This window comes from Neobacillus cucumis, from assembly GCF_002860255.1.
Lineage (GTDB): Bacteria > Bacillota > Bacilli > Bacillales > Cytobacillaceae > Neobacillus > Neobacillus cucumis_A.
In genome coordinates this window covers 223293-248770 of sequence record NZ_PGVE01000017.1, presented here as the reverse complement: position 1 = coordinate 248770, position 25478 = coordinate 223293, and the positions used below count along the sequence as shown (strand labels likewise).

Here is a 25478-nt window from a genome sequence, read left to right as displayed (position 1 = left end):
CGGAATGAATAGGAAAACAGCCATTGTTACAGGGTCATCTAGCGGATTTGGTTTACTGTGTGTCATAGAACTGGCCTTAAAGGGGTTTACAGTTATTGCAACAATGAGGGATACAAACAAGGCAAAAACATTATTGGAACTCGCTAAAGAAAAACAATTGGATAAATATATTCATATTACTTCCTTGGATGTTACCTCTGGTGACTCCATCCGCGATTTGAAACGATACCTGGAAAGCTTCTCTCAAATTGATGTGCTGGTGAACAATGCAGGGTTTGCTGTCGGCGGTTTTAGTGAGGAACTATCTTTAGACGATTATCGTCGTCAATTTGAAACCAACTTTTTTGGCGTGATTGCCGTAACCAATACCGTTCTGCCAATTATGAGAGTAAGAAAGCAAGGCAGAATTATTAATATGAGCAGTATAAGTGGCAGATTCGGTTTTCCCGGGTTATCCGCTTATACTGCATCCAAGCATGCGCTCGAAGGGTACAGCGAAAGCTTGCGGCTTGAATTGCGTCCCTTTGGAATTGATGTGTCATTAATCGAACCAGGGTCTTTTCAAACAAATATTTGGACCAGTGTCGATCAACTTGAAAACAAACCTGACTCACCTTATACCCCTTACATAGAGAGCCTTTTAAAAGAAATGAATAAAGGGAAAGCAGATTATGGTGACCCTATTGATGTAGCAAAACTCGCTGCTGAGATTGCCTCTCTGCCTAGTACCCCTGATCTTCGTTATCCGATTGGCAAGGGCGTTAAGACAAATCTGTTTTTTAAAAAGACACTGCCGTGGAAAGTTATTGAAAAAATGGTCTTAAAGAGACTGAAGCCTTAATTGTGTTAGCGGGTTCTATTGGTTGATTCTTCCATGTTAAAGGTACTATACTAAGTGTGAATGTACGAAAAGGAGGAGAAGATGTTGAATAGCTTACAATCTAGTACTGCTCTACATAATGGTGTGAACATGCCATGGTTTGGTCTTGGTGTTTACAAGGTCCCAGTAGGTGCAGTGGCCCTTGAATCAGTAAAAATGGCTATTAAAGCCGGATACAGAAGTATTGATACAGCTGCACTTTATGAAAACGAAGAAAGTGTTGGTCAAGCGATTAAAGAATCAGGTGTTCCCCGTGAAGAGCTCTTTATCACCACAAAAGTATGGAATGAGGATTTACGCAATAATTCCGTTGAAGAAGCATTTGAAACAAGCCTCAGGAAGCTTGGTCTTGACTATGTTGATTTATATTTAATCCACTGGCCTGTAAAGGACAAGTATAAAGACGCATGGAAGGTTCTTGAAAAACTATACAAAGAAAAGCGTGTTCGAGCAATTGGTGTGAGTAATTTCAACATCCACCACATTGAAGATTTGATGTCTTCGGCCGAAGTTAAGCCTATGGTAAACCAAGTGGAGTTACACCCTCTTCATTCTCAGCCTGAGCTGCGCGATTATTGTAAAAAACAAGAAATTCAAATAGAGGCGTGGGCACCGCTTGGACAAGGCAGACTGCTTGACCACCCGGTCCTACAGGAGATTGCTTCAAGTCACCACAAATCTATTGCACAAGTTATTTTACGCTGGGATATCCAAAATGAAATTGTTACAATACCAAAGTCAATTAGAGAAAGCCGCATTAAAGAAAATGCCAATATCTTTGACTTCACGTTATCTTCAAGCGATATGGAAAAGATTAATGCACTAAATGAAAATCAACGCTTTGGCGCCGATCCAGATAATTTTAATTTCTAAGATCTTTGAGACTGTCCCCTAAGGGATGGTCTTTTTTGTTTTTAATTGATTATGGATTAACCTTTAAGGGTAAAGTGAAGGATGAGAAATCTTAGTACGAAGGTGATTACATTGGATCATTCTAGAAGCAGGAAAGATCTTTCTGCACATATGAGAAAAAATCTCTGGTCAGGGATATTTTTCGGCATCGGACTTGTTGCCTTTATTGACGAGACTGTTTTTCACCAGCTCCTTCATTGGCATCATTTTTATGATAAGTCAACCACTGCGATTGGTTTAGTTTCAGATGGTTTTTTCCATGCGTTTAGTTGGTTTTTCACGGTTGGCGGACTTTTTATGGTAGCGGATGTCCGGCGCCGAAGGGTTTGGCAGCCTGGGAAATGGGTTTCCGGGGTCCTCCTTGGGGCAGGTGGCTTTCAATTATATGATGGGATTGTCCAACATAAACTAATGCAGCTCCATCAAATTCGTTATCATTTGAATATCTTACCTTATGACTTGGTTTGGTTTATTATATCTGTTCTAATGTTACTTATCGGTGTTAATCTGTTAATACTCTCGGCTAAAAAAGCAAAGGCAGGATGAAAGAATGGGCAATAGTCATCATTTTGGGAATAACCTCGGTGCCGCGTTGGTCCTGATGCCGCCGTTTATTTTTGCCTTAGTCTTTTATCTAGGTGCAGTCGTTAAAATTGTTTTTTCAGGAAAAAAATGGCCTTTTTATCGAGTGATTATGTGGGTCCTGGGTGTTTGTTGCGCTCTTGCAGCCGTTACCGGACCGATTGCTGAACGGGCACATATGAATTTCACTGCACATATGATTGGGCATTTATTACTAGGTATGCTGGCACCGCTTCTTATGGTTCTATCGGCACCGATGACGTTGATACTAAAGATGGTTTCTGTGAAGTTTGGCGGCCGTCTTTGTTTGATTTTAAAAAGCAAATTTGTATGTTTTATTAGCAGACCGATGATTGCTTCTTTTTTGAATATCGGCGGTCTTTGGCTGCTTTATAGCAGTAATCTTTATCATTTGATGCAGGAAAATTCCCTTCTTCATTTGGCAGTCCATTTACATATTTTTCTGGCCGGGTATGTCTTTACTTCATCTATCATCTTTTTTGATCCAGCCCCACATCGAACCAGCTTCTTGCATCGAGCGGCAGTGTTTGCGACCGCTTTGGCAGGGCATGGGATATTAGCCAAGTACATTTATGCCCATCCGCCAGCTGGAGTGCCCCTGGACCAGGCGGAGATGGGCGGGATGGTTATGTATTATGGAGGAGATATGATTGATCTTGTTTTGATTATAATCTTTTGCTATCAGTGGTATAAAGAGGTAAGGCCAGTGGGGGCAGTTGACCAATTCTATTGAGGAGGAAAAAGTCAGTGCTGAATTGGTCTTAAGCGGTCTAATTAGATTGGCTCATTGACTGTCTGAAATAAAATCTCTTCCACTGATGCAATGACAAAGTTCAGCTCTTCAATCTGCGCAGCTGTTCCCTAATCCCGTCAACCAATTCTAAAGGCCCAACCCCATAACTAGATAAGACCCTCGCCTTCTCTTCGCCAGCTCTTGCATGCAGATAACTCGCAGCTGCCAGGGCCTTAACAGGAGTAGCTCCCTGCGCTAAAAATGCCGCAATAATCCCTGTTAGCACATCCCCACTTCCACCCTTTCCGAGCGCATCGTGCCCAAGAGGATTAATAAACACCTCGCCATCTGGGGTTGCAATGACTGACCTATGTCCCTTCAACAACAAATAAACTCCAAAATCTTTCGAGAAAGTCTTCGCAATCTCTATCCTGTCCTCTTCCACTTCCTTAACCGTCTTATTTAACAGTCTCGCCATCTCTCCAGGATGCGGAGTAAATACGACACTCCCTTTATATTCCCGCACCATTTCCAACTTGTCCCGGAGCAGATATAAAGCATCGGCATCAATCACCACCGGCTGAGTCGTCAATAATGACATCAACGACCTCATCCAAGTCTCACCACCAGGAAATCTGCTGATTCCCGGACCAATCGCGATACTCTTAAACTGCTCTAACATTGGTTGAAGTTCAGAAATGCTCTCCGCTGAAAAATGCCCCTCTTCATCCGCTAATGGCAAAAATAACGACTCCGGGTTTTGTGCAGCCGCCATGGGATATATACTCTTCGGCAGCGCTAATGTCACCAGCCCTGCACCCGAATTCAGTGCCGCTTTAGCAGAAAAAATCGGTGCGCCCACATAAAACTTTGATCCGCCTAATACCAAAACATGTCCAAATGTGCCTTTATGACCATGTTTTGGCCTTACTGGAAGCGAGTCTGCAACCAATGCCTCCGTTATTAGCTGGGGCATCACCAAGCCCAACTCCTCCACAATCGAAGGCGGAACCGAAATATCAACAGCCTTCCAATTACCAACAAATTTCGGACCATCCTGCAAAAAGAACCCGCTTTTAGGAAAAACAAAGGTTACTGTCTTTGTCGCTTTGACTGCTGTCTTTTCTACTTTTCCACTATCACCGCTAACACCAGATGGAATATCAACAGAGACAATTAATTTTTCCCCTGCATATTCATTTACCATCGAAATAATGTCCCCAAACGGTTCTCTTAGAGGCCCGCTTATACCTGTTCCCAATAGAGCATCAACAATCACATCGGCAAGTTGGATCTCAGATTGAACCTTCTCTAGCGTACTTTCATGTAAAAAAAGGATTGGTAACTGGCGGTTTCGATACACATCAAAATGAATTTTGGCATCTCCTTTCATTTTCTCAGGTGGTACGAGTAAACAAAGCTGCAGATCATATCCCAAATCACAAAGTCTTCTGGCAACCACAAATCCGTCCCCGCCATTATTTCCCCCGCCAGCTAATACAAGAATACGTGGCCTTTCACAAGGCAAATCTTTTAACATTTCCTCTACTACTTTCGCACCTGCATTTTCCATTAAAACAATGCCAGGTAACCCGAGCTTGTCCATTGTATATTGGTCCATCTTCTGCATTTCTTTTTGCCCTGCAATAAACATGATTTCAGTCGCTCCTTTTCCAGTCCTTTCCCTTATTATAAACCTTTCCCATGTACATGACAGTTTAGATCCTTACGAATTTGATTAAACAAATGGGTTAAATTATATACAAGCAACTGTTTAGTTGCTTAAAAAAATCGTCGGGAGTGATGTATCATGGGTAGAAACAAACTATTGGTTCCTGGTTCAGGCGATGTCCTTAATCAAATGAAAGAGGAAATTGCCAACGAGTTTGGAGTTCAACTTGGTGCTGATACGACCGCACGAGCAAACGGTTCAGTCGGCGGCGAAATGACCAAACGGTTAGTCGCTTATGCTGAGCAAGCTTTACGAAATCAACAAGGTCAATAACTTTGGAGATTTCAAAAGGGTGTCCATCATCAGGACACCCTTTTCTATCTACATTTAATTGGCATACAAGATTTTAATTTCGGATTCCGCTTCCACCATCCTGCCAAATCGATAACCTTCAATCAGCACGTGCCGTTCATGATCGGTTAAACGGCGGTTCCATTTAGCTTCTAAATAAAGAATGACTTCATTATAAAAAATTTCCGGGTATTCAAAAGGGGTATTCATTAGTAAATTCTCCTCCTTTACTTAATCGCCTCTGCCTTATCCATCATGTCCAATTTATCAGCCATTTAAAAGGACGTCCGTACTATCGGCGAAAAATTACAAACGAGATTTGGAATTATCCCTTTTTTATTAATTTATGCAGTAAGTAAACTTTTGTATAGTGCAAACATATTAGGCAAAAATCATTATTTTGTTAAGATAGGGAATAATAGTCATGAATATGGTTGATAGCTATGTAAACTTTCATGTAAACGTTTTGTTTTATTATATTCTCTGGAAAGCGGTGAATGTGTTTATGAATCAGGATTTTACAATTAATCAAGAACAAATCCCTAAATTTAAAAGTCATGAAGAAGCAAGGACTTATTTTAAAAATCTTTACAGTGATCGTTTTTTACTTAGAGGTACAGACATGACCGATGGTAAGAAAGTGACTATCTATCATTTAGTGAAAGACCCTGAAGTATATCAACCATACATGGAAAGCTTTTCTCATGAGGTTAAACATGAAATCACCAACATGGAGGTGTTTAAAAGTTACAATACCATTGAAATTGATGAAAATGGAAACATTCATTTCCAATCGTAAAATCATAAAGAAGGGAGGCAATATTAGCGCCTCCCTTCTTGCGATTACATTGTCGTTTCTTTTCCTGACATTTTTCGAATAAAATGAATAACAAAGGTACCCAGGAAGATTCCAATTAAGATACTAAAGAACACAAATTCATCCATGTGGAATCCAAAAGCGGAAACAATCATTTTTACGCCAATGATTGCGACAAGAATAAAAGCTGTTGTTTCAAATTCAGGAATCTTTTCGATCAGGGCCAGAAACAGGTGTGCAACCCCTCGCATCATTAAAATCCCCAGTATTCCTCCCAGAAGTAAAATCCACTCTTCGTTTGAAACGCCAAACGCTGCAATAACACTATCAAAGCTAAACGCTATGTCCATCAGCTCCACCGTCAACACGGTCTGCCAAAAGCCTTTTTTACGACTTTTAGCTTCATCTTCCTCTTCATTTTTGTTAAGAAGGTTTTGAAAGACAATCCAAAGAAGATAGTGTCCGCCGATAATCTTAATCCATGGAATCGTTGTTAGTGTGACCCCTATTCCTATGGCTACTACTCGAAAAAAGTAGGCGCCAAATATTCCATAAAACAAGGCCTTCCTTTGTTGTTTTTTCGGAAGGTGTTTGACCATCACCGCTAAAACTAAAGCATTATCAGCCGATAATAAGCCCTCAAGGATAATCAAGGTACCAATTACTCCCCAGCTGGCTGGATTCGTAAATACTTCTTTAAAGGCATCCATTGAAAAAATGGTACCATAACTATTTAAAATCTCTTGTAATAAGTCCATCTGGATTTATTTCGTCCTTTCTCATTCCAGTAATGTTTGTCCAATTCCACAGGTTGTCTCCTTACTTAAATGTATGAAAGGCTTTTGATTATATGACAGGCTTCTTTGTGATAAAATCAACAGAAAAAAACGCCTATACTCCTTAAAGGGGAAGGAACAGAGGCGTTTGTTCTTTATTCTTTAATCAAATCAATAAACCGTCCAACAACTTCATCAACAAATTTAAGGGTTGGTTCGTCCGTCAATCGACCATCGAATTTCGCAGCAGCTTGATTAATAAGAATTTCGTTCCCTACCGGTGATAAAAGTTTTACTTGTAATGCGGTTAAAATTTGACGCAGCTGAAGCTGAGCACGTAAAGTTCCCATCAAGCCAGTAGCGGCTCCTGCAGTCAAGACCGGTTTACCAATTAACACCTTGTCTACACGAGACAGCCAATCTAAGGCATTCTTTAATACCCCAGGAATCGACCAGTTGTATTCTGGAGTAATAATCATCACTCCGTCTGCTTCTTTTACCTTTCTTTTAAACTCACCTACTGATTCTGCTGGATGGAATTCTTCATCCTGGTTATAATGCGGAAGTAAACCAAGATCTAGTACTTCTAATTCAAAATGATTGGCGAATCTTTCCTGTATTGTTAAGGCCAACTGTTTATTAAATGAATCTTTTCGCAAACTGCCCACAAGTGCTATGATTTTCATTCTTTCCATCTCCCTGTTAATCAAATTTTCGTAATAATTCGATTATAGAAATAATTATTTTAGATATCAAATTTGAAGCTTTTCAAACAAGAAAAAAGCCGATTCCTTTTAGAAATCGACTTCTCCAATTATTTGAAAATAGTGGCAACAATCTGGTCGTATGTCATTTTACTGTCAACTATAAAAACACCCGGACGCAATTTGTTTTCCAACCCTTTAGCCTCAATATCCTTTGAAAAATCAAAGGCATTCTTCACCATATTTGCCGCTTGAAGAACTCTACCAACATCAATACTTGTCATACCATCGCTTACATTGACTACCACACGAGTAACAGGTTTAGCCGCATCAGTAGCTGCAGGGGCAGCTTTTGATTGGGCAGATGCTTTTGCATCCTGTACTTGCTTATCAACTTCAGCTTTTGTTTGCACAATATAGCCTTTGGCTTCAAGCTGATTTTTCATCTCTTCTTCAGAAGGTTGAACCTTCTTGGTTATTGTATTTACTGACGTTTTAACAGTAGCATTAGCGATATCATTCTTTCCAGTAAGATAAACGGCGCCACAAATCGTCGATGTAATGAGCATTCCGGCTGCAAAGCTAGTAAGTAAATTAATTTTCATTTGCAACCTTTCTCCCTTCCTGTAATGTCCGGTAAGGAGCAAGGATCTGTTCAATTTCTTCTACTGAAACCTGTTTCATTTGAGCAATGCTTTCATTTGAGTAATTGCGGTTTGCTAAATCGAGTACGTCACGCATAAAGACTTTGTCTTCAGAAGAAAGTTGAACGCCTGCTTCCTTCATAACTACTTCGATATCAAGCTCAATGTTTCTGATTGAATCTTGAATTGCATTGATTTCCTTCATTGTAGATATATGAATTAAATCAATTTGATTATGTTCTGCCTTGGCTGCTCGAGAAGTCCTTGAAATTGAAATAACTAGCAAAATGATAGAAATCCCAAACAATCCGGCTAAAGTCCATAGCATCATGATTATTACCCTCCAATAGTTTATAACAAGTACTTATTATACAATGAATCTAGTTTTTTTGCCCTTTTTTACAACAAAATACACCAAAAGTCGTAGAAATTTGACAAATTGAGGCGATTCACAAAACATATAATTCTACTTTTTGAAAAAATTGTCTCGATAAATAAAAAAGCAATGAGACATAAATCTCATCGCCTTTTTATTTAGCTATGGAAAGCTTGATCAATTTGTAGTATTTCAGCTTCAGTTAAATGTATGTCTAAAGTTTTAAGATTGTGCAGAACTTGTTCTGCCTGTTTCGCCCCTGGGATAATGACATCAATGGCCTCACGGGTTAAATACCATGCGAGGACAACATGCGCCACTTCTGCCCCCTTTTCACAGGCGATTTTACGAATCCGTTCAACTTTTTCTAAGGTAGATTCAAAGATTTCCTTTTTAAAAAACTTTCCGCGCTTTTCTTCTAGATTCGTATTCTTATCGTACTTTCCTGTTAATAAACCAGACGCAAGCGGGAAATAAGGAATAAAGGAGATTCCATTATTTATAGCATAAGGAAACAATTCCTTCTCAGCGTCTCGGCTTAATAAGTTATACTCCCCTTGATAGACATCGACATAGCCATCTTTGTTTGCTTCTTTTAATTGCTCAATGGAAAAATTGGAAACACCGATAGCCCGGATTTTTCCTTCATCCTTCAATTGCTTTAAGGCACCAACTGCTTCATCTTTTGGTGTATCTTTGTCAGGAAAATGAATATAAAAAAGATCTATGTAATCAGTTTGCAGGCGTTTTAAACTTTCTTCAACAGCTTGTTTTAAAAAGGCAGGCGAATTATCAATGACAACTTCTTCCCCTACAAATTTATGGGCTGCCTTAGTGGCGATGACTATCTCAGAACGGTTGCTGTTTTCTTTTAAGACTTCACCAATGATTTCTTCGGAACGTTTAGGACCGTATATAAAAGCAGTATCTAAGAAGTTGATTCCGTTTGTGAGTCCGGCACGAACTAGTTCCCTTCCTGCTTCCTCGTCTAGATTTTGGAATAAATTGTGGCCACCCACAGCATTGGTGCCCAGACCAATCGGGTTAACATATAAATCAGTTTTACCAATACGGACTTGTTTCGCCATTTACCAATCATCTCCTTTTTAACCTATGTTTATCATATCAGACATTTAATTGGAAATCGAAGTAATAGACTCTTAAAAAATGAGGTTCCTTAACTCATCATCTGTATATTTCCCCTTTATACCTTGTTTACTCTGAAAATAATGGTAGATTTCTTTATTCGTATAGTCCTCTTTTAGACCCTTAATAATCGTTTTTAGGTAGGGATGAGAAGGCTTTTTCCATTCAATCTCATTCATGTCCCACGGGGCCGTAAATGTAAAAATCGGATACCCCTTTTCTTCTCCTAAATAAACAATATTTCCATACCAAGCATTAGGCCGGAACACTTTTGTACCGTATTTAATCACTTCATTTAAATCAAAATTAATCTCTATTCCGTTATTTTCCTGTCTAACGACATCGATAAACTGTTCTGCTGTGATTAGGTATTTTTTGCTATATGTAACGCAGCCTGGTTCTTCGTTGAGACCGATAAAAGCTACACCTTGTGATTCCCATTTTGCTGCTTCTTTGGCAAAGTAAAGAGGATATTTCAATATGAAGGTCAGCGAATCTATGGGCAGAGAGGGATCCTTACACCCAGTTTCTACCTTTGATGACCCTTCTGGTTTCCCTCCTTTTATATAACATAGAAAACGATCGGTATTTATATTTGACCCATAACTTGCATACCAAACAAAACTTTCGTTCATGATCATCACCTATTTTCTTCCTGTTTTTTCATCTATTGTATCACTCTAGGATTATGAATACATTCAGAATGGACCAAACTATTCATAATTAGGTAAACAAAAGGAGGACAAAATGAAACTTACGGACGCACTAGTACAATGTTTAGAAAACGAAGGAGTGGAATACATATTTGGTATGGTTGGCACTGAGATACTAGATCTTGCAAACTCCTTATCGAAATCATCAAAAATTAAGTACATAAATGTCAGACATGAGCAAGGTGCGGCTTTTATGGCAGACGTCTATGGAAGATTATCAAAAAAAGCTGGCATCTGTTTATCTACCCTCGGTCCAGGGGCTGCCAACTTAGTCACAGGTATCGCAAGCGCTCAGCTTGACCATTCACCATTAATAGCACTTATCGGCCAAGCAGGAGTGGAACGCCAGCATAACGAATCACATCAATTCATCAATATCGTTAGGCTGCTGGAACCTGCAACAAAATGGAGCACCCAAATTCAAGATCCCAAAACCGCCCCTGCGGTTATCCGTAAAGCTTTCAGATTAACCCGAATGGAAAAACCAGGTGCTGTCGCCATCATTCTGCCAGAAAACTTTGCAGCAGAGCAGATAACGAATGCACCCTTACCAGTAACTTCAATACCTGAAACGGTTCCAGATTCAGAATCATTAAATGCAGCACAGCAGCTTATCCAAAAATACCAAAAACCTTTCATTATAATTGGAAACGGAGTCATCCGGCAAAATGCTGCAAGTGAGCTCGAGACCTTTATCAATATTCTACAATGTCCTGCCGCACATAGCTTTATGGCCAAAGGGATTTTACCAAAGGACCACCCGCTCAACTTTTTTACCTTCGGGTTCAAAGAAAACGATGCAATCCTTCCTAGTATAAATGATGCAGATCTTCTAATTGTCATCGGCTTCGACTTTGTCGAACAGCTGCCAAATGCTTGGAATAAAAATAAACTCCCTGTTTTACATCTAGATACATTACCAGCAGAAGTAAATGAATTTTACCCTGTTGAGTGCGAGCTCGTCGGTAATATTAAGAAAACAATTAATATCCTTAACAAAACAGAGTTAACAGCCAAACCTTGGGCATCATCAGGAGAACTTCACGCTCAAATAAAAAAGACCTGCCAAATAAACCAACAACCAGATGAATCACTGTCGATTGAAAATGTTCTGCACCTTATTGAAAAACATTCATCTGAGGACACGATTGTCCTTTCCGACGTTGGTGCCCATAAGGTTTCGATCGCCAAAACCTATCAGCCTAAAAAGCCAAACCGGTTAATCATTTCCAATGGGCTTGCCACCATGGGCATTGCCATTCCAGGGGCGATTGGAGCAAAACTGGCATGCCCTGCTAACCCCGTAATCTGTATAACTGGTGACGGCGGAGCACTTATGAATTTTGCAGAAATGGAAACCGCAAAGCGGCTTGGACTAGCGTTTACTATCATCGTGTTGGACGATTCCATGTTAAAGCTCGAAGTCAAACAAATGAACCAAAAGTTTGGCGACGATTATGGTGTAACATTTCAAAATCCTGATTTTATCCAACTGGCCCAAAGCTTTGGAGTGAAAGGAATACGTCCTAAAAGCATAAGTGAACTCGAATCTATTTTGAAAGAACCGCAACAAGAAATGGTACTAATCGACCTTGTCACACAAAATTCCGAGTAAGCAATAACTTTATAAAAAATGGAAAAGGCAATGTTTGTAACCCATTATGATTATATACATTGCCTTTATATTTCCTTGTCCTATTGTTATACAACAACAAGAACTGTACTATATCAACTTATCGATAGAATTGTAACTGATTTTTTTAAATTCTTTCCTTTCTTTAATAAATAGCTATTTTTTTAAATTTATAAAAATCTGTTGTAACCAATTTTGCATCCTGTTACAATTAAAATCATAGAATTTATAGAAAATTTATAAAATTCTAATTGTTGATTAGATTGGAGGAGTGCTTGTTGTCAAAATTACCAAAAGTCAATGAATCCGGTTTCTTTGAAATCCGTCTAGAATCGATTGGCGGCTTAGGAGCTAATTTGGCTGGGAAGATGCTTTCCGAGGATGGAGTAGTTGGAAACGGACTCAATGGAGTCGGTTTTTCATCATATGGATCTGAAAAAAAAGGATCGCCAGTAAAAGCACACATTCGTTTTTGTAACCCAGAAATGACCATACGCGACACCACACCTATAGAACGTCCACATGTTGTTGGCATTTTCCATGATGCCCTTTTCAAAACCATCGATTGTACTAGCGGGATATACCCCGACAGCACCATCTTAGTCAACTCTCAAAAATCACCTGATGAACTTAAAAATGCTATGAAAATTCCTGGCGGAACCATTGCTATTGTTGATGCAACAGGCATTGCTCTTGAAGAGCAAACAAAAGCAAACACCGCTATGCTTGGGGCTCTTTACCGCGTGTTGACCTTCCTAGACCCAGAGTCTATGAGACAGACGATTCGCCGTACGTTTGAAAAAAAGTATCCACATCTGGTAGAACCAAATATACGTACTTTTGACCGCGGTTACAATGAAGTCGAGTTCCAAACATTTGAGTTAAATGAGAACGAACCAATTAGTCCGTTTAAACGGGCAGAACCCCTCCTTGGCTATGAAACACAAACAATTGGCGGGACAATCATCAATCCAGGAAACAGTATCTTGAAGGATTTAAGTATTTCCCGTGCAGGCATGCTGCCGCACTTTCATGATGATAAATGTATTAACTGCGCAGCCTGCGATACTGCATGCCCAGACTTTTGCTTTGTTTGGGAAGAAAAGGCTGACAAACGCGGCCGCCCGCAAATGTTCTTGCAAGGGATTGACTACCAATATTGTAAAGGTTGTTTGAAATGCGTTCATGCATGTCCTGTTGAGGCCTTAACGAGTGAGCGGGAATATAATGACGGTTACGCAGACAAGAACCGGGTACCGCATGTATTTGATTTGGCGATTCGAAACTAAGTAAAGGGCGGGATTTTATGTCCATAGAAATCAATCAAGAACATATTTCAGTTCCAAATGGAACGATCGAACAAAGTGTTGTCTTTGAATCTGGTAATGAAATGGCTGCCTATGCGGCCCATCAAATTAATTATCATGTCATGGGATACTATCCCATCTCTCCTTCGACCGAAGTGGCACAATTTCTTGATGGGATGAAAGCAAAAGGTGAACATGATATTGTGTTAATTCCTGCTGACGGAGAACATGGTTCTGCTGGTATCTGTTATGGCGCCTCCACTGGCGGAGGACGTGTATTTAATGCAACGAGTGCAAACGGCTTTTTATATATGTTAGAGCAGCTTCCTGTTCAATCCGGTACACGCTTCCCGATGGTTTTGAATTTAGTCAATCGTTCGGTTTCAGGTCCTCTAAATATCCATGGCGATCACTCTGATTTATATTTTGCCTTGAATACGGGATGGCCTATTTTGATGGCCCGTGATCCGCAAATTGTCTATGACATGAACATTATTGCTATTAAACTAGCAGAGGACCCTGAGGTTCGCCTTCCTGTTATCGTATCGTTTGACGGTTACTTTACCTCACACCAGAAGCGGCGCGTGCAGGTCATGAAGCATCGTGCGGATGTTCAAAAATTTATCGGCGAACCGCCAAGGAACTTCCCACATGCGCTGGATCGTGAGAATCCGGTCACCATCGGCCCTTACATGAATGAACCTGACTATATTAACAACTGTTACCAACAGTCAGAAGCGATGTATCATGCAGAGCAGGTTTTTGAAAGAATTTCAAAAGAATATTTCAAATTAACAGGCCGTGAATATCCAGTTCTTGATTTATACCGTATGGATGATGCGGATGTGGCCGTATTCATGCTGAATTCTGCTGCTGAAGTATGTAAAGATGTGGCCGATAAGCTGCGTGCAAAAGGAATCAAAGCCGGGGTCATCTCCCCTAATATGATTCGTCCATTCCCACAGCAAAAAATCGCGGAAGCTTTAAAAAATGTGAAAGCCGTTACAATTGGCGACCGTGCAGATTCTTACGGTGCACATGGTGGAAACATGGCCCTAGAGGTAAGAGCGGCTCTGCAAACCGTTGGCAATGGCCACACGAAAGTAGTCAACCGTGTCTACGGATTGGGAGGGAAGGATTTCTATGCTGATGAAGCAGAATTGTTTTTCCAATTGGCCCAAGAAGCAGCTGACAAAGGGTTCGTTGAAAAACCGTTCGACTACTTTGGCCATAATCCAGGTAGACCGGAATTTGCACCAAAACGTGTCTTAAATCCTATGAAAAAAGAAGACTTAAATACTGGTTTAATCACAGTAACTCCAGATGAGAAGACCGGAGAATTAAAAGTAAAAATCCCGCCATTAAGAAGTTTAACGAAAAAGCCGAAACGCCTGGCTTCCGGACATGGAGCATGCCCCGGATGCGGAATTTTCTCAGGCTTAGAGTTATTTTTCAAAGGAATCGAAGGAGATATCGTCGCTTTATTCCATACAGGGTGTGCCATGGTTGTAACAACCGGCTTCCCGTATAGTTCTCATAAGGCAACTTACATCCACAATCTTTTCCAAAATGGCTCTGCGACCTTATCAGGTCTTGTAGAGATGTTCCATGAACGGAAACGACGAGGAGAATTAGACGAACTCGGTCTCTCCGATGATTTTACCTTTGTGATGGTAACCGGTGATGGTGGAATGGATATTGGGATGGGGCCAGCCATCGGAACGGCACTTCGTAATCATAAAATGATTATCTTAGAGTACGATAACGAAGGCTATATGAATACAGGCAGCCAATTGTCCTATTCGACACCAATGGGTCATATGACAAGCACTTCTAGTGTTGGGAAATTCCAAAAAGGAAAGCCATTCCATCACAAAGATACTGCACAAATCATGGCAGCTACTCATATCCCATATGTCTTTACAGGTACAGAAGCATTTGACCGGGATCTTTTGAAAAAAGCTGCAAAAGCTCAGTGGTATGCGAATAATGAAGGCTTGGTGTACGGTAAGATTTTGATTACGTGTCCATTAAATTGGAAATCGAAGGATGAATTAGGTCAGTCGATTGTCGAAGCAGCAGTAAACTCCTGCTTCTTCCCTCTTTACGAGGTAGAGCACGGAATCACCACTGTCACTTATGACCCAGAAGAGAAAAACAAACGGTTACCAGTAACGGATTGGTTAAAGATGATGGGTAAAACCAAACATTTGTTGAATGAAGACAGCCAAGAATTATTGAAAATGTTTGATGATGAAGTACAACGCCGCTGGATGAGACTTAAGGCGAAGCATGAAAGTCCATACCTGTAAGTTTAAGGTTCTGATAAAAAAAAATCCCGCTATGAGCAGTCTCACCGCGGGATTTTTTTTATTCAAATAACGGGCTTACAGCTTTTTCATTATGAATTCGATCAATAGCCTCGACTAATAAAGGAGCTACAGATAATGTGGTGATTTTATTGATTCGCTGTTCTTCAGGCATTTCAATCGTATTCGTTACAACTAATTCTTTAATTGGTGAAGACTCGATTTTACTTATGGCGTCTGCAGAAAATACAGGATGGGTACAGCAAGCATAAATGGTTTTAGCTCCCCTCTCCAATAAAGCATTAGCAGCTAAAGTAATCGTTCCACCCGTATTAATTAAGTCATCCACAAGAATGGCATTTTTACCCTCGATATTACCAATGACATTCATGATTTCAGATTCACCAGAATCTGCTTGTCTTTTATCAATTAGGGCAATGGGAGCATTTAAGATACTTGCTAATTTTCTAGCTCGAATAACTGCACCATTATGTGGAGCTACCACAACAACATCCTCTAATCCTTTTTCCTCAAAATAATTTCCAAGGATGGGATTGGCTATCAGGTGATCTACCGGGATATCAAAGAAGCCCTGTACTTGAGGAGCATGCAGGTCCATGGTAAGTACCCTTGTTGAACCGGTTGTTTCTAAAAGTCTTGCAACTAATTTTGCAGTAATGGGTTCACGAGGTCTAGCTGTACGATCTTGGCGAGCATAGCCATAATACGGGATTACTACATTGATCTTACCGGCTGAAGCTCTTTTCAAGGCATCGACCATTACCAACAGTTCCATAATATTATCATTAATCGGTTGTGAAGTCGATTGCACCACAAATACGTCACTACCCCGAACACTTTCTTCTATGTTGATCTGAATTTCACCATCACTAAATTGTTTGACAGAGCTTTTCCCTAATTCACAGCCCAAAAGCTTTGCCATTTCTTCAGCAAGCTCACGATTTGAATTTAATGAAAACATCTTAAAGCTTTTCTTTAGTTGATATGTCACCTTTGATCCCCCAAAATATGTTTATTGATTCATTATTTACGCTTGTCCATTATCCTATTCTACATGAAGAGAGGGAATGAGGGTAGAATTTGGTCTTAAAATTTTCAAAAAATAAAACCCAATAAAGTGAATGAACTAACTCCATTGGGTATTTTCTGCCCAGTTTCTTGTGTCTATCATGACTTTGCTACTAATATAGACATAAATTCGTCACCGGTGATGGTTTCTTTTTCTAAAAGATATTTTGTTAATTCATGTAATTTATCTTTATTTTCTTCTAAAATCTGAATCGCTTTTTGGTGACAAGATTTGATTATTTTTAGAATCTCTGCATCTACTTTGGCTGCTGTTTCAGCAGAAACCATTAACGAAGTATCCCCGCCTAAATAAGGATTATTGACGGTTTCAAGAGCCATCATATCAAACTCTTCACTCATACCGAATCTAGTTACCATTGCTCTGGCAATCTTTGTTGCTTGTTCAATATCATTGGATGCACCAGAAGTGACCGTTTTAAAGATTATCTCCTCTGCTGCACGGCCTCCCATGTAGGTGGTGATTTTATCCAAAGCCTGTTCCTTCGTCATTAAGACTGTTTCGTGCTCATCCACTTGCATGGTATAACCTAACGCGCCGGATGTTCTTGGAATGATCGTGATTTTATGGACAGGGGCCGAGTGACTTTGTTTAGCCGCTACTAAGGCATGCCCGATTTCATGATAAGAAATAGTTAGTTTATCTTTCATTGTAATGACGGCATTCTTGCGCTGATATCCAGCAATGACCACTTCAACTGACTCTTCCAAATCGTTTTGAGTTACCTTATTACGCCCTAGTCGTACAGCTCTTAAGGCAGCCTCATTAATGATATTGGCTAGATCCGCACCTGATGCACCGGATGTGGCCCTGGCAATAACATTAAAGTCGACATTTTCTTCTAGTTTCACCTTAGCAGCATGGACATTTAAGATGGATTCACGGCCCTTTAAGTCCGGTAATTCCACTGGAACTCTTCGATCAAATCGTCCAGGTCTTAAAAGTGCTTTATCGAGTGTTTCTGGTCTGTTTGTTGCTGCTAGGATAACCACACCTTTATCTGCATCAAAACCATCCATTTCCGTTAATAGCTGGTTCAAGGTTTGTTCCCGTTCATCATTACCGCCTGGCATTCCTGAATTACGGCTTTTCCCGATTGCATCTATTTCATCAATAAACACAATACAAGGAGCCTTTTCTTGGGCCTGTTTAAATAAATCTCTAACTCTCGCAGCCCCCATGCCGACAAACATCTCCACAAACTCAGAACCAGACATAGAGAAGAATGGAACTTTAGATTCTCCTGCAACTGCTTTGGCAAGTAATGTTTTACCTGTTCCTGGAGGTCCTACTAATAAAGCACCTTTTGGAATGTTCGCCCCAATTTCTTTATATTTTTTTGGATTGTGAAGGAAGTCAACAATCTCCTGCAGCGCCTCTTTGGCTTCATCTTGGCCAGCTACATCTTTAAAGGTAATACCTGTCTCTTTTTCTACATATACTTTTGCATTACTTTTTCCAAAAGATAAAGGACCACCGCCTCCACCCATGATCTTACCTTGCATCTTCTTTGTCAGCCATTGTCCAAGTGCTATAAAAATGGCAAACGGCAGAATCCAGCTAAGAATGAAATTCAAAAGTGGTGATGTTTCTTTAGGAATAACCTTTGTGAATTTAACATCCGCATTATGCAAACGGTCTACTATCTCAGGATCTTCTATAGTCCCTGTTTTATATACCTTAGTTTCATTATTAGACTTTGCTTTAAACGTAATGGTAGTATCTTCAATTTCAACCTCTTTTACATTTCCCTTATCCACCATGTTTAAGAAGGTTCCATAATCAACCTCCTTTACCGAGTAGTTCGTGATCAGCGGAAAAATAAATGAGTTTAATAATAATATAATAACAATCGTTATTCCATAATAGAATATCAGTGGTTTCTTTGGTGGTTTTACTCGTTTCACGTTGGTTCCTCCATTATGAATCTTTACGGGCTAATCCATTTTTTAAAAGATTCATTTCTAATTTATAATTTGCCAAAGCGTCTTCTGTTGGTAGTTCTTTGGCGAACTTTTCAACCACATTTCTTAAAGTGATGGTAAAGATGATTTGTAATAAATGAAATAACTCCCTATGATTGGAAATATTTAAGTTCCTTGTATTTAGTAAGGAAAGAAAATCACTTAATTTAGTCGTTTCTTGGCTCCTAAAAATTTTAGAAAAAGATAATTCTATTTTATACGTCATATTTAGGAAGGCATTTTTTAGAAAATGAACATCCTCTTCTTCCATGATAATGAGCTGATAGAATTCAATCATCGTATCAAATAAATCGCCGTCATATTTTTTTAGTAAAACAACAAAGTTATTCCGAATACTCATGACCAGATCATTTAATAAGAAAAAAAAAGCATCTTCTTTATCCTCAAAATATTGATAAAAGCTTCCTCGTGGGATATTGGCAGTTTTAACAATATTGGATATTGAAGCGTCATATAACGGAACTCTTGAAAACTCCTTTTTCATTGCCACAATCAACGTCTGTTTTTTTTCTTCAGGTAAATTTATAAAGGTGATTTTGGGCAACAGCTACTCCTCCAATCGAAACCAAAAACTAATTTCTTGTGACACCCTGTCACTATGAAACTAGTTTAGATGACAAAGTGTCATTTGTCAAACAATATGATGACACTTTGTCATGTTTACGAAAAAATATTGTAATAAATATTTCAATATACACGAATTTTATCTATTTTCTAAAAATTTTTATTGTTTTCATTTAAAATAATTGTTACTATTATTATCGTTGAAAAATTTTTACAGGGGGTTATAAAAATGGGCAAAAAGTCCATCATCGTTTTACTATGCATTGTGCCATTTATTCTTATGCTTGCAGCCATTCCATTTGTTAACCGAATCCAGCCAATTATTTTTGGATTACCCTTTCTAGCGTTTTGGTTATTTTTCGGAATGATAATCACTCCTTTATGTAACTTTGCGATCTACCAATTACAAAAAACAGAAAGAAGTGCTGAGTAATGCAAGGAAATCTTACAGCTTTGTTAATCACAGGAATCATCGTTTTAGGCGTTGTCTTAATTGGGTTTTTATCCGGAAGAGATAAAACCAACAGGAGTTCAGTTGAAGAGTGGTCTGTTGGAGGGAGAAGATTTGGAGCCTTACTTGTCTGGTTCTTAGTCGGGGCTGACCTTTATACGGCTTACACCTTTTTAGGTTTAACAAGTACGGCTTATACCGGAGGCAGCCTTGCTTTCTTTGCCATTCCGTATACAATTATCGCGTACTTTATCTCTTATTTTTTCCTTCCTAAACTATGGAAGTTTTCAAAGAACAATAAAATTACAACATTAGCGGATTATGCAAAAGTGCGTTTTAATAGTAAATTTTTATCCTTCTTAATCGCAGCTGTTGGTGTGTTAATGCTCATTCCTTACATAGATTTGCAATTAGCAGGAATTCAAGACACATTGACAGTCGCTGGGTCAGGGATCATTAATGTAAAAGTTGTCGTTATCGTGTCATTTTTATTAGTTGCCTTATTTACATTTTTTAGCGGTATTAAAGGGCCAACTTATACGGCGGTTATTAAAGACATTTTAGTTTGGGTGATTATGTTATTCCTTGTTGTAAATCTTCCTATCTTGCACTTTGGAAGCTGGGGCTCAATGATTGATAAGGTAGCGAAAGATTCTCCACAGTTACTAACCATCCCAACCTCTGGACCTAAAGGGATTCCATGGTTTTTGACTGCTTCCTTGGTGTCGGGGCTTGCTTTATTTATGTGGGCCCATGCGGCTACAGGTGTATTTACGGCGAAAAGTGCGGATGCACTTCGAAAAAACGCCATTTTTCTTCCATTATATAATATTGTATTAATCTTGCTTATTTTCCTAGGTTTTGTTGCCTTTCATGTACTACCAGAGGGGACGAATCCACGCTTTGCTCTATTAAATTTGATTCAGGTTTCTTATGGTGGAGTCGTCCAAGGATTGGCCTATGCAACCATTGCCCTTGCCTCACTTATACCTTGTTCGATTATGGCCATTGGCGCATCTAATTTGTTTGCTAATAACATCTATCGCGACCTAATTAATCCAAAGGTCCAACCAGCAAAATTAACATTGGTCACTCGTTGCATGGTATTTGTTGTTATTGGACTAGCTCTAGTTTTTGGAATGGTATTTCCTTCCGCTCTTGTTTCGTTACAATTACTAGGGGTATCAGGAATGGTACAAATCTTCCCGGCCATTGTGTTTAGTTTGTTTTGGAAAAATCAAACGAAAGAAGCGACGATTGCAGGTTTACTGGTTGGTTTAACAGTTACTTTCACTGTCTATGCGACTGGAAAATCTTTCGGTGTTTATGAAGGATTCTGGGGACTATTGGCAAATGTGATTGTTACGGTCTTACTAAATCCGTTGTTTGTGTCAAAGATCAAAAACAAATCAAATCCTGTAATTGAACAATTATTTGGCAAACAACGTGATTTGAAGATTAAAAAAGGAGCTTAATAAATATGAAAAGAAAGGGGCGAGTGCTCCTTTCTTTTCTATTATGATCTCAATTATTCTAGTTCGCCCATTGCTCCTGCTACATTATACAAATTAAAATCTATCTCCGTTTCTTTTCCTACAACGTGCTTAGCAAGCTCGGCTCCAATGTATGGTCCGCTCGTAAGCCCAGAAGCACCCAGTCCGTTTGCAACATATATCCCTTCATATTGAGGTAATGATCCTACTACTGGCAAGAAACCGGGTGTAAAGGGTCTAAACCCTACTCTTGTCTCAAGATAGGTACCATTCGAAAGCCCTGGCGCCACTTCTAAAGCTTTATTCAAAATTTCCTGTATCCCGCCTCCAGTCACTCGAACGTCAAAACCGGCTTCATTTTCATGTGTTGAACCAACAACAACCCTTCCATTTTCAAATGTAAGGATATATTGATTTGTAACTGGCATCACGACAGGCCAAGAAGCAGTATCCACGTTAGGCAATTCAAGATGAACAATTTGTGCCTTTTGCGGCTTAACTAAGAACTTAATCCCTAATGGCTCTAACAGCTTTTTTGACCAAGCCCCCCCAGTAACGATTACCTGGTCTGCTGACAAAAAAGTTCCCTCTCGGTTAACCCCAACAACTCGATTTCCCTCAGTAACCAAAGAGGCGTTGCCATGAATAAACTTAGTTCCATGTTTTTCGGCACCGCTTACCAAGGCATCTCGTAAAGCCCTGCCATCCACACGGGCACCTCCGCTAACATAAACCGATCCGTATTCCTCAGAGAGAGGCGGAAATAAACTCTTTGTTTCAGAAGGGCTCAAAATGGTAATCTCGCCAATTTCAGGTGCATCCTCCCGACGTTTTCTGGCTCGTTCCGCCATTTGTTCGAGTTTTTTAGGATCAGTATGAAGACTAATCGCACCTACACGATTATATCCTGTGTTGGTTCCGCCATCTGCTTCTAATTGAGCGATTAATTCTGGATAATAACGTGCTCCGCCTTTTGCCAGCTGATACCAAGCTTTATTTCTCCGTTGTGAAAGCCATGGACAAACGATTCCCGCTGCAGCGTCAGTAGCTTGTCCAAGATCATGCCGGTCAATCAAAACAACCTCTGCTCCATACTTGGTTAGATGATAAGCCGTTGATGCTCCCAAAATCCCCGCACCTATTACTATAATTTTTTGCATAAGTCACCTTTTCAGTATTATATCAATATGTAATTCATTTCTAATAGTAACAAAAATAGTGAAGAGTAGGAAACATGGACTCTATAACAAAACATCGCTTTAAATAAAAAAATAAAAGAGAGCTGACCCATCACTTTTAGCTTAACAGCCATGTGGGTCAGTCCCCTTTTAAACACCTCTTTTATTACCCCATAAAAACGTATGCAATTGCGGTAAGACTTTTACATTATTAAGTTCTGGGTCTACCATTACTTTGTCAATAAGATGTTCATATTGATTTAATAGATGTAAAAGCAGCTTTTGATTATCTGTGGTTGTAAGATCATTATTTCCAACCTGTACGAAAAAAGGAACATCTGGATAACGAAGATGGACTTTTTTTGCATATTCATAATCTTGATCATCAAAAACAACGACCTTTAAGCTGACATTATTTTCGTTCAGATGATTAAGAATCATATCTAAAATGTTGAAATCAGTTACCATGGTAGAACTCGGCGGTTTCGGAGAAATCGTTAACTCATCAATCTTATAAAACCAATCCTGCCACTTACTTCCTTGAGTTTCCAAACCGATTTTTATATCATGAGCCTTCAGGATGTCGATTAATGCATCTAAATTCTTTAATAGTGCAGGATTACCACCTGAAATTGTGACAAAAGAAAAATTCTCTCCGCCTATTTGTTTAAGTTCAGCCCAAATCTCTTCTGCTTCCATCATTCGAATATTGTCTTTCCCAGTGCCATCCCATGTAAAGGAAGAGTCACACCAGCTGCAGGAATAATCACAGCCGGCTGTTCTAACAAACATTGTTTTTTGTCCAATGACCATTCCTTCACCTTGAATGGTAGGTCCGAAAACTTCCATTACGGGAATTTTACTCATTTTCCATCCACTCCCGTCTTGCTTCGGCATAACTTGTTGGTGTTTCGAATAGTCGAACAAACTCTACTCTTGCACCAACATACTGTTCTTGCCTTTCCGGTTGCTTTAATGCCTCATCCATTTTTTCGTAAATCCATACCACCATATTTTCAGCGGTCGTATTCATCGGTGGCAAGGTTTCATTAAGATAACGGTGATCAAGGAAAATTTCAATCTCATTTTTCCAAATTTCTTTAATATCACCGAAGTCCATCATAAGTCCACGCTCATCTACAAAACCACTTAAACCAAAGATCACTTTATAAGTGTGGCCATGAAGGTTTTTGCATTTACCTTCATAGCAATGCAAATGGTGTGCAGCATCAAAGGTAAATTCTTTACTCACTAAAACTCTTTTATGATGATATTTTAATTGACTTGGTTTAATATCCTCTTCAATTTTTTGAAGTTTATCGACAATGCGGAAACCGTACATGTATTTATAACGCCTCTCTTGTTGTTAAGTATTTCTCAAGGCCTTTTCTTCTTAATTGGCAAGCAGGACATTCGCCACAGCCGTCGGCAATGACCCCATTGTAACAGGTTAAGGTTTTTTCTCTTACAAAATCCAAGGCATTAAGCTCATCAGCCAGCTGCCATGTTTCTGCTTTATCGAGCCACATTAATGGAGTATGAATGACAAATTCCTTGTCCATTGAAAGGTTTAAGGTTACATTTAATGATTTTATAAAGATATCCCGGCAATCAGGGTAACCACTAAAGTCAGTTTCGCACACCCCAGTTACAATGTGTTTGGCACCTACTTGACTCGCTAGTACCCCTGCGAATGAAATAAATAAAAGATTTCGTCCTGGTACAAAAGTGGATGGCAGCTCGCCGTCTTCTCCTTCTTTTACTTCTATATCATTACGGGTTAAAGCGTTTGGAGCTAGTTGGTTTAATAATGACATATCTAGAATATGGTGTCTAACACCAAGTTCATCCGCTATATTTTTGGCACATTCAATTTCTAAACGATGCCTTTGATTATAATCAAATGTTACAACTTCTACTTCTTTAAATTGTTTTAACGCCCAAAATAAACAAGTGGTGCTATCCTGGCCGCCACTGAATACAACAACTGCTTTTTCATCCTTTAGCATACTAAGGAATTCTCCTTTCAAATAGAAAAAACAGCACCCCAAGATAGAAGTGCTGCTTCATCTTAGTTTTTTTAACGAGGGGGACTAGAACCTCTACAATAAAATTTCAATACTAGAATAATATCATAAAGAATAAAAAAATGGTACCTATTGAAATGGCTTTTTTAGCGCATCAAAATTTAAGTCAGCAGTTAAAGAGCCTATTTTAGTTGTAGCAGCCGCTCCAACTTGATTGGCGAAATGAAGATACTTTGTTAATTGAGATGGATTGATTGGTTTCCCTTGTTCATGAAAGCAGTATAATAAAGCGGCCATAAAAGCGTCGCCAGCGCCAGTGGTATCAACAGCATTTACTTTCGGAGCCGGTACGAAAACTTTCTCTCCACTCATAACACCGTAAGCCCCCTTCCCGCCCATTGTTATAAACAGATAAGGAATTTTCAAGGATGATAATTTATTTAACCCTTCTTCAAAGGAATCAGTTTTAGTAAGAAAATACAATTCATCCTCCGCCATTTTAACAATATCTGCTTCTTTAAGAAAATAAGTAATCGTATTTCTGCATTTTTCCTCGGTCGCCCAGCGTTTCAGTCGTATATTAGTATCAAATGCGATAATTTGGCCAGATTCCTTGGCATATTTTAATGAGGTTTCGGTTGTCACCTTTGCTTGGTCAAGAAAAAGGGTACCCGAACCAAAATAAAAAATCTTTGTTTGTTCGAATATTTCTTTTCTAAGCTCTTCTGCTGTCAAAACTTCATCTGGAGTCTCATTTATATAGGAGTGAAAAAAACGCTCCCCGTCTTCATTCGTGTGAACATAGACACCGCATACTTTCTTTGTGGCTGTATGAACTGAGAATTCGGTATGAACTCCTTCTTTCATAAGCTCTTGTTCAACAAATTGACTGATCTCATCATCACCTAATTTACACAAATAATAGGTTGAAATTCCAAGCCTGCTAGTACCTGCAGCTACGTTAACAGTTGCTCCACCTAACAATCGTTGAAATTTTGTATTTTTAGAATCGACTGCAACGTAATCGACAAATGCTTCTCCTAGTGAAATAACCCCTTGCTTTTTCAACATACTTCTCCTTTATTTATACAAATAA

27 protein-coding genes are annotated in these 25478 nt (G+C 39.3%); 11 read left to right on the top strand and 16 right to left on the bottom strand.

Going from position 1 to position 25478, the window contains the following annotated elements; all coding sequences use genetic code 11:
- Nucleotides 1-4 precede the first annotated feature (4 nt).
- From CVD27_RS03825 to CVD27_RS03810, 4 genes are all read left to right on the top strand, one after another.
- Nucleotides 5-841, top strand: a complete 837-nt coding sequence (locus CVD27_RS03825; protein WP_101646556.1) for an SDR family oxidoreductase — start codon at nucleotides 5-7, stop codon at nucleotides 839-841.
- A gap of 81 nt (nucleotides 842-922) precedes the next feature.
- Nucleotides 923-1753 (top strand): aldo/keto reductase, encoded by an 831-nt coding sequence (locus CVD27_RS03820; protein WP_101646555.1) that lies wholly within the window; start codon nucleotides 923-925, stop codon nucleotides 1751-1753.
- A 150-nt stretch (nucleotides 1754-1903) separates the two neighbouring features.
- Nucleotides 1904-2338, top strand: a complete 435-nt coding sequence (locus CVD27_RS03815; protein ID WP_257984261.1) for a DUF2243 domain-containing protein — start codon at nucleotides 1904-1906, stop codon at nucleotides 2336-2338.
- A gap of 4 nt (nucleotides 2339-2342) precedes the next feature.
- Nucleotides 2343-3128, top strand: coding sequence for a cytochrome c oxidase assembly protein (locus CVD27_RS03810; protein ID WP_101646553.1), 786 nt, complete (start codon nucleotides 2343-2345; stop codon nucleotides 3126-3128).
- A 100-nt stretch (nucleotides 3129-3228) separates the two neighbouring features.
- On the opposite strand, the gene CVD27_RS03805 is transcribed toward CVD27_RS03810, so the two are convergent.
- Nucleotides 3229-4782, bottom strand: coding sequence for an NAD(P)H-hydrate dehydratase (locus tag CVD27_RS03805; protein WP_101646552.1), 1554 nt, complete (start codon nucleotides 4780-4782; stop codon nucleotides 3229-3231).
- Nucleotides 4783-4938: 156 nt separating this feature from the next.
- On the opposite strand from CVD27_RS03805, the gene CVD27_RS03800 reads away from it, so the two are divergent.
- A complete protein-coding gene (locus tag CVD27_RS03800; protein WP_098533645.1) occupies nucleotides 4939-5133 on the top strand; it encodes an alpha/beta-type small acid-soluble spore protein in 195 nt (64 codons plus the stop codon).
- Nucleotides 5134-5187: 54 nt separating this feature from the next.
- Here the strand turns inward: CVD27_RS03800 and CVD27_RS27885 are convergent, their stop codons facing one another.
- Nucleotides 5188-5361 carry a hypothetical protein gene (locus tag CVD27_RS27885; protein WP_180960138.1) on the bottom strand — a complete coding sequence of 58 codons (174 nt, stop codon included), beginning with the start codon at nucleotides 5359-5361 and terminating at the stop codon, nucleotides 5188-5190.
- 295 nt (nucleotides 5362-5656) lie between these two features.
- Between CVD27_RS27885 and CVD27_RS03795 the strand changes: the two genes are divergently transcribed.
- Nucleotides 5657-5950 carry a hypothetical protein gene (locus tag CVD27_RS03795; RefSeq protein ID WP_180960137.1) on the top strand — a complete coding sequence of 98 codons (294 nt, stop codon included), beginning with the start codon at nucleotides 5657-5659 and terminating at the stop codon, nucleotides 5948-5950.
- Nucleotides 5951-5994: 44 nt separating this feature from the next.
- Here the strand turns inward: CVD27_RS03795 and CVD27_RS03790 are convergent, their stop codons facing one another.
- The 6 genes from CVD27_RS03790 to CVD27_RS03765 all read right to left on the bottom strand — a co-directional run bounded on the left by CVD27_RS03790 (nucleotide 5995) and on the right by CVD27_RS03765 (nucleotide 10249).
- On the bottom strand, nucleotides 5995-6726 hold the full coding sequence (locus CVD27_RS03790; protein WP_101646550.1) for a DUF475 domain-containing protein: 732 nt from the start codon (nucleotides 6724-6726) through the stop codon (nucleotides 5995-5997).
- A 173-nt stretch (nucleotides 6727-6899) separates the two neighbouring features.
- Nucleotides 6900-7430 carry an NADPH-dependent FMN reductase gene (locus CVD27_RS03785; RefSeq protein ID WP_101646549.1) on the bottom strand — a complete coding sequence of 177 codons (531 nt, stop codon included), beginning with the start codon at nucleotides 7428-7430 and terminating at the stop codon, nucleotides 6900-6902.
- A 128-nt stretch (nucleotides 7431-7558) separates the two neighbouring features.
- Entirely contained in the window at nucleotides 7559-8053 is a 495-nt protein-coding gene (locus tag CVD27_RS03780; RefSeq protein ID WP_180960136.1) for an aminodeoxychorismate lyase, read from the bottom strand.
- The gene (locus CVD27_RS03775) at nucleotides 8043-8423 is read right to left on the bottom strand and encodes a hypothetical protein (RefSeq protein ID WP_257984254.1); all 381 of its coding nucleotides are present in this window, start codon (nucleotides 8421-8423) and stop codon (nucleotides 8043-8045) included. Before CVD27_RS03775 ends, CVD27_RS03780 begins: the two co-directional genes overlap by 11 nt.
- Nucleotides 8424-8626: 203 nt before the next feature.
- Nucleotides 8627-9556 carry an aldo/keto reductase gene (locus CVD27_RS03770; RefSeq protein ID WP_101646548.1) on the bottom strand — a complete coding sequence of 310 codons (930 nt, stop codon included), beginning with the start codon at nucleotides 9554-9556 and terminating at the stop codon, nucleotides 8627-8629.
- A 72-nt stretch (nucleotides 9557-9628) separates the two neighbouring features.
- Nucleotides 9629-10249, bottom strand: coding sequence for a hypothetical protein (locus CVD27_RS03765; RefSeq protein WP_180960135.1), 621 nt, complete (start codon nucleotides 10247-10249; stop codon nucleotides 9629-9631).
- Nucleotides 10250-10361: 112 nt separating this feature from the next.
- Here CVD27_RS03765 and CVD27_RS03760 point away from each other — a divergent pair, with 112 nt between their 5' ends.
- The 3 genes from CVD27_RS03760 to CVD27_RS03750 all read left to right on the top strand — a co-directional run bounded on the left by CVD27_RS03760 (nucleotide 10362) and on the right by CVD27_RS03750 (nucleotide 15579).
- Nucleotides 10362-11942 carry an acetolactate synthase large subunit gene (locus CVD27_RS03760; RefSeq protein WP_101646547.1) on the top strand — a complete coding sequence of 527 codons (1581 nt, stop codon included), beginning with the start codon at nucleotides 10362-10364 and terminating at the stop codon, nucleotides 11940-11942.
- Between the two features lie 296 nt (nucleotides 11943-12238).
- Nucleotides 12239-13249: a 2-oxoacid:acceptor oxidoreductase family protein gene (locus CVD27_RS03755; protein ID WP_101646546.1), complete on the top strand. Its 1011-nt coding sequence runs from the start codon at nucleotides 12239-12241 to the stop codon at nucleotides 13247-13249.
- 17 nt (nucleotides 13250-13266) lie between these two features.
- Nucleotides 13267-15579 (top strand): thiamine pyrophosphate-dependent enzyme, encoded by a 2313-nt coding sequence (locus CVD27_RS03750; protein WP_101646545.1) that lies wholly within the window; start codon nucleotides 13267-13269, stop codon nucleotides 15577-15579.
- A 58-nt stretch (nucleotides 15580-15637) separates the two neighbouring features.
- Here CVD27_RS03750 and CVD27_RS03745 read toward each other — a convergent pair whose 3' ends face one another.
- From CVD27_RS03745 to CVD27_RS03735, 3 genes are all read right to left on the bottom strand, one after another.
- Nucleotides 15638-16588: a ribose-phosphate diphosphokinase gene (locus tag CVD27_RS03745; protein WP_257984253.1), complete on the bottom strand. Its 951-nt coding sequence runs from the start codon at nucleotides 16586-16588 to the stop codon at nucleotides 15638-15640.
- 176 nt (nucleotides 16589-16764) lie between these two features.
- Nucleotides 16765-18591 carry an ATP-dependent zinc metalloprotease FtsH gene (ftsH, locus tag CVD27_RS03740; RefSeq protein ID WP_101646544.1) on the bottom strand — a complete coding sequence of 609 codons (1827 nt, stop codon included), beginning with the start codon at nucleotides 18589-18591 and terminating at the stop codon, nucleotides 16765-16767.
- A 13-nt stretch (nucleotides 18592-18604) separates the two neighbouring features.
- The gene (locus tag CVD27_RS03735; RefSeq protein ID WP_101646543.1) at nucleotides 18605-19213 is read right to left on the bottom strand and encodes a TetR/AcrR family transcriptional regulator; all 609 of its coding nucleotides are present in this window, start codon (nucleotides 19211-19213) and stop codon (nucleotides 18605-18607) included.
- A gap of 249 nt (nucleotides 19214-19462) precedes the next feature.
- Here CVD27_RS03735 and CVD27_RS03730 point away from each other — a divergent pair, with 249 nt between their 5' ends.
- Together CVD27_RS03730 and CVD27_RS03725 are read left to right on the top strand one after the other, a co-directional pair.
- Nucleotides 19463-19666: a DUF3311 domain-containing protein gene (locus CVD27_RS03730; RefSeq protein ID WP_101646542.1), complete on the top strand. Its 204-nt coding sequence runs from the start codon at nucleotides 19463-19465 to the stop codon at nucleotides 19664-19666.
- The gene (locus tag CVD27_RS03725; RefSeq protein WP_101646541.1) at nucleotides 19666-21159 is read left to right on the top strand and encodes a sodium:solute symporter family protein; all 1494 of its coding nucleotides are present in this window, start codon (nucleotides 19666-19668) and stop codon (nucleotides 21157-21159) included. Before CVD27_RS03730 ends, CVD27_RS03725 begins: the two co-directional genes overlap by 1 nt.
- A 53-nt stretch (nucleotides 21160-21212) precedes the next feature.
- On the opposite strand, the gene CVD27_RS03720 is transcribed toward CVD27_RS03725, so the two are convergent.
- The 5 genes from CVD27_RS03720 to CVD27_RS03700 all read right to left on the bottom strand — a co-directional run bounded on the left by CVD27_RS03720 (nucleotide 21213) and on the right by CVD27_RS03700 (nucleotide 25450).
- Nucleotides 21213-22337 carry an NAD(P)/FAD-dependent oxidoreductase gene (locus CVD27_RS03720; protein ID WP_101646540.1) on the bottom strand — a complete coding sequence of 375 codons (1125 nt, stop codon included), beginning with the start codon at nucleotides 22335-22337 and terminating at the stop codon, nucleotides 21213-21215.
- Nucleotides 22338-22505: 168 nt separating this feature from the next.
- The gene (queE, locus tag CVD27_RS03715) at nucleotides 22506-23222 is read right to left on the bottom strand and encodes a 7-carboxy-7-deazaguanine synthase QueE (protein ID WP_101646539.1); all 717 of its coding nucleotides are present in this window, start codon (nucleotides 23220-23222) and stop codon (nucleotides 22506-22508) included.
- Entirely contained in the window at nucleotides 23215-23697 is a 483-nt protein-coding gene (queD, locus tag CVD27_RS03710; protein WP_101646538.1) for a 6-carboxytetrahydropterin synthase QueD, read from the bottom strand. The genes queE and queD overlap by 8 nt, the downstream gene beginning before the upstream one ends.
- A gap of 4 nt (nucleotides 23698-23701) precedes the next feature.
- Nucleotides 23702-24364, bottom strand: a complete 663-nt coding sequence (gene queC / locus CVD27_RS03705) for a 7-cyano-7-deazaguanine synthase QueC (protein WP_101646537.1) — start codon at nucleotides 24362-24364, stop codon at nucleotides 23702-23704.
- A 147-nt stretch (nucleotides 24365-24511) separates the two neighbouring features.
- Nucleotides 24512-25450: a carbohydrate kinase family protein gene (locus CVD27_RS03700; RefSeq protein ID WP_180960134.1), complete on the bottom strand. Its 939-nt coding sequence runs from the start codon at nucleotides 25448-25450 to the stop codon at nucleotides 24512-24514.
- Nucleotides 25451-25478 lie beyond the last annotated feature (28 nt).

Excerpts from the sequence above, each read along its gene's own strand:
- CVD27_RS27885 (WP_180960138.1), bottom strand. The coding sequence starts at position 5,361 with ATGAATACCCCTTTTGAATACCCGGAAATTTTTTATAATGAAGTCATT.
- CVD27_RS03770 (WP_101646548.1), bottom strand. The coding sequence starts at position 9,556 with ATGGCGAAACAAGTCCGTATTGGTAAAACTGATTTATATGTTAACCCG.
- queC (WP_101646537.1), bottom strand. The coding sequence starts at position 24,364 with ATGCTAAAGGATGAAAAAGCAGTTGTTGTATTCAGTGGCGGCCAGGAT.
- CVD27_RS03785 (WP_101646549.1), bottom strand. The coding sequence starts at position 7,430 with ATGAAAATCATAGCACTTGTGGGCAGTTTGCGAAAAGATTCATTTAAT.
- CVD27_RS03825 (WP_101646556.1), top strand. The coding sequence starts at position 5 with ATGAATAGGAAAACAGCCATTGTTACAGGGTCATCTAGCGGATTTGGT.
- CVD27_RS03760 (WP_101646547.1), top strand. The coding sequence starts at position 10,362 with ATGAAACTTACGGACGCACTAGTACAATGTTTAGAAAACGAAGGAGTG.
- CVD27_RS03725 (WP_101646541.1), top strand. The coding sequence starts at position 19,666 with ATGCAAGGAAATCTTACAGCTTTGTTAATCACAGGAATCATCGTTTTA.
- CVD27_RS03810 (WP_101646553.1), top strand. The coding sequence starts at position 2,343 with ATGGGCAATAGTCATCATTTTGGGAATAACCTCGGTGCCGCGTTGGTC.
- CVD27_RS03795 (WP_180960137.1), top strand. The coding sequence starts at position 5,657 with ATGAATCAGGATTTTACAATTAATCAAGAACAAATCCCTAAATTTAAA.
- CVD27_RS03820 (WP_101646555.1), top strand. The coding sequence starts at position 923 with ATGTTGAATAGCTTACAATCTAGTACTGCTCTACATAATGGTGTGAAC.
- CVD27_RS03805 (WP_101646552.1), bottom strand. The coding sequence starts at position 4,782 with ATGTTTATTGCAGGGCAAAAAGAAATGCAGAAGATGGACCAATATACA.
- CVD27_RS03790 (WP_101646550.1), bottom strand. The coding sequence starts at position 6,726 with ATGGACTTATTACAAGAGATTTTAAATAGTTATGGTACCATTTTTTCA.
- CVD27_RS03815 (WP_257984261.1), top strand. The coding sequence starts at position 1,904 with ATGAGAAAAAATCTCTGGTCAGGGATATTTTTCGGCATCGGACTTGTT.
- CVD27_RS03775 (WP_257984254.1), bottom strand. The coding sequence starts at position 8,423 with ATGATGCTATGGACTTTAGCCGGATTGTTTGGGATTTCTATCATTTTG.
- CVD27_RS03720 (WP_101646540.1), bottom strand. The coding sequence starts at position 22,337 with ATGCAAAAAATTATAGTAATAGGTGCGGGGATTTTGGGAGCATCAACG.
- CVD27_RS03800 (WP_098533645.1), top strand. The coding sequence starts at position 4,939 with ATGGGTAGAAACAAACTATTGGTTCCTGGTTCAGGCGATGTCCTTAAT.
- CVD27_RS03750 (WP_101646545.1), top strand. The coding sequence starts at position 13,267 with ATGTCCATAGAAATCAATCAAGAACATATTTCAGTTCCAAATGGAACG.
- CVD27_RS03780 (WP_180960136.1), bottom strand. The coding sequence starts at position 8,053 with ATGAAAATTAATTTACTTACTAGCTTTGCAGCCGGAATGCTCATTACA.
- queD (WP_101646538.1), bottom strand. The coding sequence starts at position 23,697 with ATGTACGGTTTCCGCATTGTCGATAAACTTCAAAAAATTGAAGAGGAT.
- CVD27_RS03765 (WP_180960135.1), bottom strand. The coding sequence starts at position 10,249 with ATGAACGAAAGTTTTGTTTGGTATGCAAGTTATGGGTCAAATATAAAT.
- queE (WP_101646539.1), bottom strand. The coding sequence starts at position 23,222 with ATGAGTAAAATTCCCGTAATGGAAGTTTTCGGACCTACCATTCAAGGT.
- CVD27_RS03730 (WP_101646542.1), top strand. The coding sequence starts at position 19,463 with ATGGGCAAAAAGTCCATCATCGTTTTACTATGCATTGTGCCATTTATT.